Annotated in this window: 7 protein-coding genes and 1 pseudogene; 4 read left to right on the top strand and 4 right to left on the bottom strand. The window is 71.8% G+C overall.

Going from position 1 to position 13,181, the window contains the following annotated elements; genetic code table 11:
• Positions 1–20: 20 nt before the first annotated feature.
• On the bottom strand, positions 21–1,244 hold the full coding sequence (locus WH85_RS29975; RefSeq protein WP_281179097.1) for a TIR-like protein FxsC: 1,224 nt from the start codon (positions 1,242–1,244) through the stop codon (positions 21–23).
• A gap of 396 nt (positions 1,245–1,640) precedes the next feature.
• On the opposite strand from WH85_RS29975, the gene WH85_RS53260 reads away from it, so the two are divergent.
• Positions 1,641–2,762 carry a dipeptidase gene (locus WH85_RS53260; protein WP_045745394.1) on the top strand — a complete coding sequence of 374 codons (1,122 nt, stop codon included), beginning with the start codon at positions 1,641–1,643 and terminating at the stop codon, positions 2,760–2,762.
• Positions 2,763–3,310: 548 nt separating this feature from the next.
• Here WH85_RS53260 and WH85_RS49135 read toward each other — a convergent pair.
• Positions 3,311–5,743 (bottom strand): annotated as a pseudogene (locus WH85_RS49135) (AfsR/SARP family transcriptional regulator); the annotation flags it as partial.
• A gap of 228 nt (positions 5,744–5,971) precedes the next feature.
• Between WH85_RS49135 and WH85_RS29965 the strand changes: the two are divergent.
• Both WH85_RS29965 and WH85_RS29960 read left to right on the top strand, forming a co-directional pair.
• Positions 5,972–6,628, top strand: a complete 657-nt coding sequence (locus tag WH85_RS29965; RefSeq protein ID WP_052720899.1) for a GTP pyrophosphokinase — start codon at positions 5,972–5,974, stop codon at positions 6,626–6,628.
• Positions 6,629–6,800: 172 nt separating this feature from the next.
• Complete coding sequence (locus WH85_RS29960; protein ID WP_045745393.1) at positions 6,801–7,508, top strand: GAF and ANTAR domain-containing protein; 708 nt, start codon at positions 6,801–6,803, stop codon at positions 7,506–7,508.
• A gap of 167 nt (positions 7,509–7,675) precedes the next feature.
• On the opposite strand, the gene WH85_RS29955 is transcribed toward WH85_RS29960, so the two are convergent.
• Together WH85_RS29955 and WH85_RS29950 are read right to left on the bottom strand one after the other, a co-directional pair.
• Positions 7,676–8,350, bottom strand: coding sequence for an AbfB domain-containing protein (locus WH85_RS29955; RefSeq protein ID WP_083449361.1), 675 nt, complete (start codon positions 8,348–8,350; stop codon positions 7,676–7,678).
• A 324-nt stretch (positions 8,351–8,674) separates the two neighbouring features.
• On the bottom strand, positions 8,675–10,588 hold the full coding sequence (locus WH85_RS29950; RefSeq protein ID WP_045745391.1) for an oxidoreductase: 1,914 nt from the start codon (positions 10,586–10,588) through the stop codon (positions 8,675–8,677).
• Positions 10,589–10,767: 179 nt separating this feature from the next.
• Here WH85_RS29950 and WH85_RS47515 point away from each other — a divergent pair, with 179 nt between their 5' ends.
• Positions 10,768–13,011 (top strand): putative bifunctional diguanylate cyclase/phosphodiesterase, encoded by a 2,244-nt coding sequence (locus WH85_RS47515; protein ID WP_052720898.1) that lies wholly within the window; start codon positions 10,768–10,770, stop codon positions 13,009–13,011.
• The last annotated feature ends 170 nt before the right edge of the window (positions 13,012–13,181 follow it).

Genomic DNA, 13,181 nt, shown 5'->3' with positions numbered 1-13,181 from the left:
ATCTCCTGGTGGGGGATCCGCTACATCGGTGCGGGGAGGATCGGGCGGTGCCCGCCGCCGTCGTCGCGGCGCCCCCGGTCGAAGATCCGGTTCTGGGCCACCCGGAGCGCCCGGGACAGGGCGTTGTCGAACGCGGTGGGGTCCTCGATCCGCTCGTGGTAGACCGCGGCGTCGCGGCGGACGCTGTTGTTGGGCAGCGCCCGCCGGATCGCCTCGTGCAGGATCGGGTAGCTGTCGGTGGTCTCCTGGTCGACCACCGCGATCGGGATGATGATCGCGGTGGTCGGCTCGTTGCGGCGGTCGTAGTCGAGGAGCACGTCCCGGTGTTCGTCGAAGCGGGCGGCCCAGGCGTCGACGAGCAGCACGATGACCTCGTTCCGCAGATTCGCCCGCATGATCAGGGCGTGCAGTTCGCTGAGCCCGGCCACCTGCCAGCGGAAACTGCGCCGCTGGGCGATGTCCCCGGCCAGCAGGGCGAGCGCCTGCTGGGCGTGCGGGCGGTACGGCGCCCAGTCCAGTGCGGATTCGCCGTAGTACTCCAGGCTCTCGCGCTGGCCCAGCATGTCGGTGCGTGCGGCGGCGGCGACCACGAAGTGGACGAGGCCCACCGACCCTTCGGCGGTGTCCGGCGCCGACCACGAGTTCTTCGTGCCCGCCGTCGTGGTGGTGCCGGGCGGGGAGTAGGACTCCAGGGTCCGGTCCGCCGGGAGCGGCGGCAGGTCGTGGCTGCGGGCCAGCCGGACGATGCGGCCGGCCAGCGCGCTGACCATGCGGCGGTACTGGTCGCGGTTGATGCTCAGCCGGACCAGCTGGCGGACGCCCTCGGCGGAGTACTCCGGGCCGAGGATCTGATGGGTGCGCTGATAGCGCTCGGTGATATCCGGGATGTCCTCGAGGGCGCACCAGGAGAGGGGCATCAGCGCGCCGGGCAGGACGCCGGTGCTCTGCTGGTAGCGGTGCATCTTGTCCTCGAAGGCGGCCCATTCGGCGGTGCACATCGGGGACATGACGTAGCGCGGGGTGCAGAGCGCGACGAAGCACCGGCTCTCGCTCAGTGCCGTGGTCAGGCGACTGCGCCAGAGCTCGCCCAGTTCGATGCTGTGCGCGTCGAGAAATCCGACCTCCTCGTGCGGGTCGGCGCCGGCGAGGACGCGCACCTCGGCGGAGAGGTCCTTGAAGAAGCGCATTACATAATGGTCGTCATCGCCGTGAGCATAACTCAGGAAGAAGTACAGCAAACGCACCCCCACCCGACGAGGAAGGTCAATGTTTATGTGTCCGACGTTACCGGAGGTGAGGCATCGTTAACCAGAACCTGAGGCTTGCGGGAGGATATCTGACCAGAAGGGCGATATGGGAGACAGTGCCGCGGGTATTCAAAAAAGGGCAGTGGTATCCGTTCGGAAAATGGTCGTGGGGCAAGCTTCATCCATTCCTGGACCGGATTTGATCAGCGCGGGCGGTGCCGGGGCAGGAAATTCGCGGGGAGGCTGCCAGAAATCTGCCAGATCGTCGGCAGACCGGTCTGCCAGGGTGATCTCATCGCCCCGGGGCACATCGGTGCCCGGCCGACGGGAGACGCGGGGTCACACACGGGGGGTGACCCCGCACGGCCGGCAGAGGGCGACCGTGGGGGACAGGTGAACGACGAGCGCATCACCCGGCTGCTGTCGACCGTGCCGCTGGTCGACGGGCACAACGATCTGCCGTACGCGCTGCGGGAACTCGCCGGCACCGCCGTCTCCGAGCAGGACCTGGAACGGTTCACGCTGGACCGCGGGCAGCCCGACACCCGTACCGACCTGCCCCGGCTGGCGGCCGGCCTGGTCGGCGCGCAGTTCTGGTCGGTGTTCGTGCCCGGGTCGCTCAGCCCGGCGGCGGCGGTGGTGCAGACTCTCCAGCAGATCGACCTGGTGCACGTGATGACCCGCCGGCACGCGGACCGGCTGGCGCTGACCACCACCGCGGACGGGCTGGAGAAGGCGTTCCGGTCGGGGCGGATCGCCGGGCTGATCGGCGCCGAGGGCGGGCACAGCATCTGCGACTCGCTCGCCGTGCTGCGGATGCTGCGGCAGCTCGGCGTCCGCTATCTGACCCTGACCCACAACCAGAACGTCTCGTGGGCGGACAGCGCCACCGACGTCCCGCGGCTCGGCGGGCTGAACCATTTCGGCCGGCAGGTGGTCACCGAGATGAACCGGATCGGGATGCTCGTCGACCTGTCGCACGTGTCCGAGGCGACCATGAACGCGGCCCTGGACACCACCACCGCCCCGGTGATCTTCAGTCATTCGTCGGCGCGGGCGGTGTGCGGTCATCCGCGTAACGTGCCGGACGCGGTACTGACCCGGCTCGCCGGCAACAACGGTGTCTGCATGGTGACGTTCGTGCCGGCGTTCGTCTCGGCTGACCGGTGGGAGTGGCAGAAGGCGGTCGAGGCGGAGGTGACCCGCAGCGGGGACGCCGTCGCCGCGGTGCGGCGCCGGATCGGACCGCAGCCGGCGGTGACCGTGTCGCAGGTCGCCGACCACGTCGACCACGTGCGGCAGGTGGCCGGGGTGCGGCACGTCGGGCTCGGCGGCGACTTCGACGGCTGCGACGATATGCCGGCCGGGCTCGGCGACGTGTCCGGCTATCCGCGCCTGTTCGCCGAGCTGGCCGCCCGGAACTGGTCGGACGACGAGTTGGCGGCGCTGGCCGGCGGCAACATCGTGAGGGTGTTGCGGGACACCGACGACGTGACGTGCCCCGGCGGGCAGTGACAGCCGAACCGGGCCCGCCAGGCGTCCAGCTCGTCCTTCTCGCGTACCCCCAAGCTCTGGAAGATGCGCAACGCACGCGCCCAGAGATCGTGGGAGCCGGGGTGGTCGCCGTCCGCGCAGCGGGTGGCGGCGAGGTCCCGCAGGGCGCGCGCGTAACCGAGCTCCATGCCCAGGGTGCGCCACTGCTGCGCGGCGGAGGTCAGCTGGTCGGCGGCCTCGGTGAACCGGCCCGCGGCCAGGTGCATCTCCCCGATGGTACGGGTGACGAGCGCCGTCCCGTGCCCGTCCCGCAGCGCGGTCATCGTGGCGAGCGCGGCGGCCAGCGGTTCGGCGGCCCGCTGCGGGTCACCCCGCCGGACCCAGATCTTGGCCAGGGCCTGGGTGGTGAACGCCACCAGGTGCCGGTCACCGACGTCGACGGCGATGCCGTGCGCCTGCGCGCAGTGCTGTTCGGCCGCGTCCAGCTCGCCGCGGGCCCGGTGCACCAGACCGACGCCGCGGATCGAGATCAGCTCGCCGCGCCGGTGACCGAGCCGGCGGTACCGGTCGAGCGCCGCGGTCAGGTGGCGCACGGCGGCCTCGTCGTCGCCCAGCTCACGGTGCGCGAACCCGAGGCTGTAGTCGGCGTGCGCCACCCCGGCGTCGTCCCCGAGACGCTCCAGCACCTCCCGGGCCTGGTTGATCTGCGGCAGCGCGACGAGGTGCTGGCCCAGTTCGCGGCCGACCGTGCCGAGACCGTTGAGCGCGACGGCCTGCCCCCGGTCGTGGCCGGCCGCCTCGAAGAGCCCGGCCGCGGCGGAGAAGTGCCGCCGGGAGTCGGCGAACCGGTCCTGGGCGTAGCGCAGCTGGCCGATGCCGCACTCCATCGCCGCCTCGGCGAGCCGGTCCCCGGACAGCCGGGCGGTCGCCGCCGCGGCCGTGTGGGTCCGTTCCCAGCCGTCGAAGTTGTTGAACTCGGCGAACGACGCGAACACCAGCGCGTCGGCCAGCCCGCAGGCCGGCGCGGCCAGGTCGAGGGCGGCGGCGCGTTCCACCGCGGCGATCAGCGCCGGTTCCTCCCGGGTCAGCCAGCGTCCCGGGTCGATCCGGGCCACCGTGGCAGCCCAGTCGGCGGGCGGCTCCGGCAGGTCCGCCGGGTGGTAGAGCCGGGGGAGGGCCACCGGCAGCTGTTCGGCGAGGTGTTCCACCACGCGCAGCAGGGCGGACACCGCCGCGGTGACGGTCGCCCGCATGGTGTCCGGGTCGGCCCGCGCCAGCTCGCTCGCGTAGAGCCGGACCAGGTCGTGCATCCGGTACTGGGTGAGGTGCCCGTCGGCGTCCACCACGTCCAGCAGCCGCGCGTCGGTGATCTCCTCGATCAGGTCGGCGGCCTCGGACAGCCCGGTCCCCAGCAGCGCCGCCACGGTCAGCGCGGTCACCGTCGGCGGGTCCAGGCTGCCCAGCGCCCGGAACGCCAGCTGTGCCCGGGGCGTCAGGCCGCGGTAGCCGACGGCCAGCCCGGCGCGGACCTCCAGCTCGTCGACGGCCAGTTCGTCGAGGCGCCGCTGTTCGTCGTCGAGCCGGTCGGCGAGCTGGGCGACGGTCCAGTGCGGCCGGGCCACCAGCCGGGCCCCGGCGACCCGTACGGCCAGTGGCAGCCGCGCGCACAGGGCGATCAGCCGTCGCGTCTGTGCCGGGTCGGCGTCCGCCCGGCCGGCCCCGATCACCCGGGTGAGCAGCGCGGTCGCCTCGGCGACGGTCATCACGCCCAGCTCCACCCGGGCCGTCGCGGACACCGTGGGCAGCCGGAACCGGCTGGTCACCAGCAGCGCCGAACCGGACTCGGTGGGCAGGAACGGCTGCGCCTGGGCGGCCTGCACCACGTCGTCGAGGATCACCAGCAGCCGTCGGCCGGCCAGCGCCGCACGGTAGCGTTCGACGCGTTCCCGCAGGTCGAGGTTGCCCTGGGCGTCCGCGTCGGTGATCCCGAGCATCCGCAGCACCCGGCTGAGCGCCTCGGACGGCTCGAGCGGGTCGGCGCCGCCCACGTTCAGGAAGATCATGCCGTCCGGGAAGTGCTCGCGGACCGCGTGCGCGGCGTGCACCGCGAACGCGGTCTTGCCCGCCCCGCCGGGGCCGGAGACCACCACGACCGGCGGCACCCCACCGGCCAGCAACTCGGCGCGGGTGTCCGCGATCCGGCTGTCGTAACCGGTGTAGTCGACCAGGTCGGGCGGCATGACGAACGGCCGGTCGGGTTCTTTGACCGTTTCGGGGGCGGCGGGTGCCCGCAGCAGTGCCGTGTGCGCGTCCTGCAGCAGACGGCCCGGCTCGGCACCGAACCGGTCCAGGATCCGGGCCCGCGACCGGGCGAACAGCTCCAGCGCCTCGGTGGTGCGCCCGGCCGCGTGCAGCACCCGCATCATCGCCGCGACCACCGCCTCACGCAGCGGGTCCCGGGCCAGTTCGGCGGCGAGCCGGTCGGCCGCCACGCCGTGCCGGCCGGTGTCCGCGGCCGCCGACGCCCACGCGGTCAGCGCCTCGAGGCGCTCCCGGGACAGGCTCTCCCGCGCCCGCTCGGCCCACGACCCGGGCAGCCCGGCGAGCGCGTCGCCATGCCACAGCCCGAGTGCCTCGTCCAGCCGGGCGAACCGGTCGCCGGCCGTCGCGTCGCGTGCCGACCCGGCCAGCCGCCGGAACCGGAACAGGTCGACCGACCCCGCCGGGACGTGCAGCGTGTAGCCGCCGGACCAGCGTTCCAGGGCGACGCCGGTGCTGTGCTTGAGCACCCGGCGGAGGCGGGCGACGTAGCCGTACAGTGCGCCCCGGGTGTCGGCCGGGAGATCGTCACCCCAGAGCCGGTCGCCGAGCGCCTCGAACGTCACCGGCTGCCCGTCGCTGATCAGCAGGGCCGCGAGCAGGTGACGCTGCTTCGACGCGCCCAGGGCGAGCGGCCGCCCCGCCTCGGCGGCCTCGACCGGACCCAGTAGCCGGAAGTGCACGACACCCCCTTCGCTGAGCACGGTCACGCTCCCCCAGACTAAGGGGAGAGTCGCGGGCGTCTATCTCGGCTCTTCGTGCAGATTTCTCCGGTTCGGTCGGCTTGTGGGCCGCCGGTCGGCGGGTGGCATACCGCGACTACGGTATGTCGAGTGACCGCGGCCGGAGTATGACGGTCCCGGTCGCGCGAGCGAAGCTGGGTTGTGCGATCGAGGAAGACGCTGGAGACGATGACGGACGGGCCTCTCGTCCCTCTGCAGGCGGGTCAGGACCTGGTCCACCCGTTGATGGAGGATCTCAACCGGTTCCTGATGGTGTACAAGTTCGGGCTCGCCGAAGTCAGTACGAAGATCACCATCCTGGCCGAGGAACTCACTCTCCGTGGCCGGGACAACCCGATCGAGCACGTCACCACCCGGCTCAAGACGGTCACCAGCATCGCCGCCAAGGCCCGCCGGGTCGGCTGCGAGCTGACCTTCGACGACCTGCGGGTGACGATCCGGGACATCGCCGGTGTCCGGATCGTGTGCAGTTTCGTCTCGGACGTCTACACGGTCGCCGACATGCTGACCCGGCAGCCGGACATCAAGCTGCTCATGACCAAGGACTACATCGCCAAGCCGAAGGCCAACGGGTACCGCAGCCTGCACCTGATCGTGGAGATCCCGGTGTTCATGTCCGACCGGGTGGTGACCGTCCCGGTCGAGGTCCAGCTGCGCACGGTGGCGATGGACTTCTGGGCCACCCTCGAACACAAGATCTACTACAAGCACGACTCCGAGGTCCCGGCGTCCCTGCGCGCCGAACTCGTCGAGGCGGCGACCGACGCCGCCCGCCTCGACCAGCGGATGGAACGCCTCCACCAGGAGATCCACGGCCCGCGCTGACCATGGACTCCGATGAGGATTCACCGGGTGGGTTGGCGGCGCCTCACGGCGGGTAAAGTGGGCGCAGGCCGCACCGGGCCGATCAGCGTCAAGCAGCGGCGCGAGTTCGGGATCCCACCGATTCCGGGCATGGTTTCCTCCCCGCCTCCGCTGCAAGGATTGCCTGACAGTCATGACGCATGTCCCCGGTCCGTCCGATGCACTCTCCGCGCTCGGGCACATCAGGTTCAGCGAGACCAGCAGGGACGACTTCGTCGGCCGGGTCGCCGCCCTGGCCGTCCAGCTCGTTCCGGGCGCCGGCGAGGTGTCGATAACCCTGCTCGGCGAGCGGGGGCCGTTCACCGCCGCCGCCACCGGTGACGTGGCGTCCCGGCTCGACGAGCGGCAATACCACGCCCGGACCGGCCCGTGCCTGGACGCGGCCGCGGACCGGTCGACCGTGTCGGTGCCGGACACCGCCACCGACACCCGCTGGGGACACTGGTCGTCGCACGCGGCGGCGGCCGGCATGGGCAGCGTGCTCTCGGTCGGCCTGACCACTGCCGGCACCCGCGGCGGCTCGCTCAACATCTACGCCCGTCCCGCGGCTGCCTTCAGCGCCGGCGCCACCGAGACGGCACAGGCCTACGCCGGGTACGCCTCGGTCGCCCTCGACAACGCCCGCGTGTTCTTCGACGCCGTCGCCCTGGCCGCCCAGCTCCGCGAGGCGATGGGCAGCCGGGCCGTGATCGAACAGGCCAAAGGCGTGATCATCGCGCAGCGCCGGTGCACCCCGGACGAGGCGTTCGCGCACCTCACGAAGGTCTCGCAGGACAGCAACCGCAAACTCCGCGACGTGGCGGCCACGATCGTCGCCGGGTTCGCCCGCCGGACGGTCTGACCGGGAGACGAACGCCCTGTTCCGCAACCGCACAGCGAACCCGTCGTCGCGGGCCCGGAGCGGCCCGGCGGTGTATCCCTGTCAGGGAAGGCGACGGCCCCGTGCCGGGCCGTGCCGGTTCAGCGGATGTCCGTGGTCAAGCAGTCGGCCCCGGGCATCCGCGTCGTTCACGGCTTCTTGACGACGAAGCCGCTCTGCTCGATGAACTCGTCGGTCCCGTCGGACTTGTCGATGTACACCTCGGAGTCCCGCTGGTGCAGCATGTACTGCGGATAGTTCTTGCTGCGCAACTGGATGCTCCCGACGGTGAGACCGGCCTCCGGGCAGAACGTGGCGTCACTCCGGAACAACTCCGAGTCGTCGTTCTCGTCGAACCGCAGCCGGTAGTCGAAGTGCCGCAGGTAACGGTCGTCCCCGTCGTGCAGGCTGAAACACGCCTCGTCGGCGAGCCCCTTCACCACGGTCAGCGCGGTTCCGTCGCCGGACTTCAACGCCGCGAAGTCGCCGTCCACGGTCAGCCGGACCTCGGCGTCCTTCTTCAATGCCAGGATCCACTTGCCGGTGGTCAACTCGTTCTCCGGCGGTGCGCTGGTGGTGGCCGCGGCCGCCGGAGCCGACGATGCGGCAGCCGACGCGGGCGCACTGGCCTGGGCCGACTCGTCCGCCTCGGGCCGCAGGTTCAGATAGGCGAACGCACCCACCACGAACAGGATCGCCACCACGAACAGCCCGAGCACCCCCGGATGCACCCCACCCGACTTGCCCTTCTCGGGCGGCCGGGCGTCAGCCCCACCCCGCCCGTAGACGGTCCCAGGTTTCGGCGCTTCGGGCGGCTGGTACATCGGCTCTGCTCCTCCTGCTCCGGCCGCCCGTCGGGAGAGGTGGCGACCGGTCCGGCCGGAAACCCTACGCGCCCGGGAGATTTCCGGCGATCCGGGTACCTCGATCCGGCGCTCCGACCCCGTTCCTGCCGCATCCCGGCGGTCTGCGGACGCTTTCTCCGGGGGTACGCCCACACCTCCCCCACCTACTCCAAGGCGTCCCGGCCGCGCTCGATCCACGGACCCCCTCCAGCCCGGGCACCTCCCGCTGCGCCGGCATGGCGGGCAGGATACCGGCGTCGTCAAATTATTTTTTGACCTGCGGAAACGTGCTCTCCGCCGGCCCTACAGCACCTGCACCGACGGGATCACGTCGCCGAGCAGCCGGGCCGTCTCGAAACCCTCAGCGGTCGCCTCGGTGACACCGCGCGGGGAGCGCGCGTCACCGATCACATGGAGTTCGACGCGGCCGCGGAGCGCCTCCGCCAGTTCGTCGGCCGGCTGCGGCGGCCGGGACGCCACCACCGCGTCCGCCCGCTCGCTGAACGACCGTCCGCTGTAGTCGTCGCGCAGCCACGCCTCACCGCCGGCCAGCCCGGTCAGCGTGACCGTCGCGTGGAACCGGACACCGGCCGCGCCGAGCCGCAGGCACGACGGCAACCGGACGGTCTCGTCGGCGCCCTGCCCCGGGAACGTCAGCGGCGTCGCGAACACCACCCGCTTACCGGCCGCCACCAGACCTTCGGCGACCGACAACGCGGCCCGCCCGCCCCACTTGTCGTAGACCAGGACATGGTCGCCCATCGGGGTGGTCAGCGCCTCCCGCACGTCGATCTCGCCGTCCAGGGCGGTGCCGCGCGACCCGGTGGCCAGGATGACCACATCCGGACGCAGGGCCAGTACGCCGTTCGCGTCCACGTCCCGATCCAGCTGGATGGCCACGCCCAGGCTGCGGCACTGGCGTTCCTGCCAATCCAGCACGTCCGCCAGTTCGTGCCGGTACGGCGTACCCGATGCGATCCTGACCTGGCCACCCACCTGGCCGGACCGTTCGACCACGGTGACCAGATGTCCCTGGGCCGCCGCGGAGCGGGCGGCTTCGAGCCCGGCCGGGCCGGCACCGATCACCACGACGTGCCGTTCGGTGCGTACCGGCGCCGGCAGCGGCAGCAGTTCGCGGCCGGCGTGCGGGTTGAACGCGCAGCGCAGCGGCTGTCCCTTGGCGAGCCGTCCCCAGCAGCCGTCCTGGATGCCCACGCAGGGCCGGACCTGCGCCGGGTCCTTGCGCGGCAGATCAGGATCGGCCACCAGCGCGCGGGTCATCGCCACCAGGTCGGCCGCGCCGTCGTCGATCAGGGAGGCGGCCAGCGGCGCCGACGTGATCCGCCCGGCCAGCATCACCGGCACCGGGGAGCCCTCGCGGATCCGCCTGCCGAACTCGGCCCACACCGCCGGCGGGTGGCTCGCGTCCGGGATCGCCCCGGCCGTGCCCCGGGCGTCCGCGTAGTGTCCGGCGGTCACCGACACGTAGTCGAGCATGCCGAGTTCCAGCAGCTCCCGGACGGTCTGCTGTTTGCGGTTGGTGGCGTCGCGGTCGCCCGGCACGCCGCCGGTCACCCGGGCGCCGACCACGATCCGGCGGCCGACCGCCTGCCGGACCCCGTGCAGGATCTCCCGGGCCAGCAGCAGCGGGTCGTCGCCCCACCGGTCGCCGCGCTGGTTGGTCTCCTCGTCGAGGAACTGTTCGACCAGGTCACCGTGGGCGAAGTGCAGTTCCACGCCGTCGATCCCGGCCGCTTTGGCCTGGGCGGCCGAGTCGGCGAATCCGCGGATCACGTCGGTCAGGAACGCGTCGTCGGCGGCGTGCGGCACGCCGGGCGCATTCCCCAACAGCCTCAGGGGTACCGGTGATGCACCGTGCGCGACCGGTGTGCCCGACCCGGTGTACACGGCCTGGGCGCCGGGATGTTCGAGGCGGACGAAGACCAGCGAGCCGTGCGGGTGGACCGCGTCGGCCAGCGCCCGGAACGCCGGGATCATCCGGCCCTCCGGCAGCACCGGGAGGTCGCCGTGACCGGCCGTGACACAGGCGGACTGGGTGATCACGATGCCGGCGCCGCCGGCCGCCCGGGCGGCCAGGTACGCGAGCAGCTCGGGGGAGAAGGTGCCCCGGGCCAGTCCGGTGCCGTGCCCGTCCGCGACGATCCGGTTCGGTGCGGTCCGGGGACCCAGCCGCAGCGGCGTGTACAGCAGGCTCATCGGGTCGGGCCCGGCGGCCGCTGTGACGGTATCGGCCAGGGGTGACGCCAGAGATCAGTTACCACTGACGGAATGTAACGAATCCCCGCGACCAGGGGAAACGCGGCCGGGTGGCCGACGGCTCAGAATCGTGTCCGTCCCGCCGATCAGAGGACGTGCCGCGAAAGAGCCGGAGCGGGATGCCGTCGCGGGCCGGTCGACGCTGGGCGGCCGGCCTCGCCGGGCTCAGTGTGGCGGCCGTCGCCGGGCAGGTGATCGGCCTCCTCGACCGGGAATCCGGCCCGTGGATCACCATCCTCACGCTCGTCGTGCTGGACGTGGTCGGCGCGGTGTGCTGCTTCCGGGCGGCCCGCCGGTCCGGGACGAAGCCGGGGGCGTGGTGGCTGATCGCCGCCGGACGGCTCACCGAGATCGTCACGTTCGGGCTGTACGCCGTCGCCCAGTCGACCGGCGGCACCTTCTGGCTCGCCGCGATGATGATCTCCCGGACCGCGATGTACGTCTGCTTCGCGCTCGGCGCGTTCGGAGCGGGTCTCGGGCACTTCCGTGGTCGCCGAAGAGCCGCGCTGGTCGCCGAGGTGGGCACGGTCCTCGGCGCCGGCTTCATGGCGATCTGGTACGTGGCGCTGGAACCGGTGCTGGCCCACGAGAGTCCCCGGCTGCTCTGGATCGGGACGATCGCCTGGCCCCTCGGGGACCTGCTGATGCTCACCGCCGTCGCCGCGATCATCCTGCGCGGGGCGGTGACCCGGTTCGCCGCGCCGGTCACGGTGTACACCGTCGGCATCGGCATCTGGGCCGTCGCCGACATCCTGATGACCCGGACCGCCGCCACCCACTCCGACGTCGGCAACATGGTCGCCGGCTGGATGCTGATCGCGGCGGGCGTCCTGGTCACCGCCGCCCCGCTGGTCGCGCTGAGCAGCGCCCGGGACCTGTCGCACCATCCGCGGATCACCAAGGCGCCGGCCTGGTCGACGTACCTGCCGATGGTCGCGATGATCTGCGGCGGCCTGTTCATGCTCGCGGTCACCCTGATCGAGCGGCAGTTCATGCCCTGGGGCGGGCTGGTGCTCGGGCTGACCCTGATGACCTGCGCGGCGGCCGGCCGGCAGATGCTGTCGCTGCGGGACAGCCGGGCGCTGCTGATCACCGACGCGCTGACCGGGCTGGCCAACCGGGCCGGGCTCGACGACGGGCTGGACCGGGCGATGAAACGGGGCGAGCACCCGGCGATCCTGCTCATCGACCTGGACGGGTTCAAACTGGTCAACGACGCGTACGGGCATGCGGTCGGGGACGCGTACCTGGTGCACGTGGCGCATCAGCTGCGCGGCGGCATCCGGGGCAAGAGCACGATCGCGCGGATCGGCGGCGACGAGTTCGCCGTACTGCTCACCGAGATCGTCAACGACGAGCAGGCCGGCGCCGTCTGCAAGCGGCTGCTCGCCTCGATGGCCGCCCACCCGGTGGTCGTCGACGACGACACGCTGCCGGTCCGGGCCAGCATCGGCGCCGCCGTCCACGAGCCGGGCCTGGACGACAAGACCCTGATCCGCCGCGCCGACGTGGCCATGTACCAGAGCAAACGGGCCGGCAGTCACGGCTTCACGCTGTACCAGCCCGGGATGGTGGACCGGCGGGCCGCCGACGCGGCGATCGCCGACGACCTGCAGCAGGCGCTGGGCCGCAACGAGATGAAGGTGGTCTACCAGCCGATCGTCGACACGGCCACCGGTCACGCGCTCGGCGCCGAGGCGCTGCTGCGCTGGCAGCACACCGTCCGCGGGCTGATCCGCCCGGACGAGTTCATCCCGGTCGCCGAACGCAGCGGCACCATCATCCCGATCGGCCTGTGGGTGCTCGAACAGGCGCTGATCCAACTGCTCGCCTGCCGGGAGGAGATGTACATCAGCGTCAACCTGTCACCCCGTCAGCTGCGCGAGCCGACCATCGTGCACGACGTGCTGGCGGTGCTGGAACGGACCGGCGCCCCGGCCCGCCGCCTCATCCTGGAGATCACCGAGTCGGCACTGGTGGACGACAACAGCGGCATCGCGGCCCTGCACGAACTGCGCAGCCACGGCATCCGGATCGCGGTCGACGACTTCGGCACCGGCTATTCGTCGCTGCAGTACCTGACCCGGCTCCCGGTCGACATCCTCAAGATCGACCGAAGCTTCGTGGCGGAACTCGACGGCAGCCCGGAAGGCGCCGCGGTCACCACCGCGATCATCCACCTGGCCACGGTGTTGCGGCTGCGGACCATCGCCGAGGGCATCGAGACCCCGGCCCAGGCCGACGAACTGCGCATCCTCGGCTGCACCACCGGACAGGGCTATCTGTACGCCAAGCCGCTGACCCCGGAGGAGCTCGCCACCCGGGTCCGGGCCGAGAAGCTGTCCGCGGCGCGTACCGATTAGACGCGTTTCGCGGTCAGGGTGCGAAGCCCGTCCGCGTGGTGATTTCGGGCGCGCTGGACGCCCGAAGTCACCACGCCCGTGGTGGTGTGTTGATTACGGGTGTGCTGGGCGCCTGAAGTCATCACGCCCGTGGTGGTGTGTTGATTACGGGTGTGCTGGGCGCCTGAAGT

This window comes from Actinoplanes rectilineatus (assembly GCF_000962825.1).
Classification (GTDB): domain Bacteria; phylum Actinomycetota; class Actinomycetes; order Mycobacteriales; family Micromonosporaceae; genus Actinoplanes; species Actinoplanes rectilineatus.
Note: the sequence above shows the minus strand (reverse complement) of the source record. Positions and strands in the feature narration are given on the sequence as shown.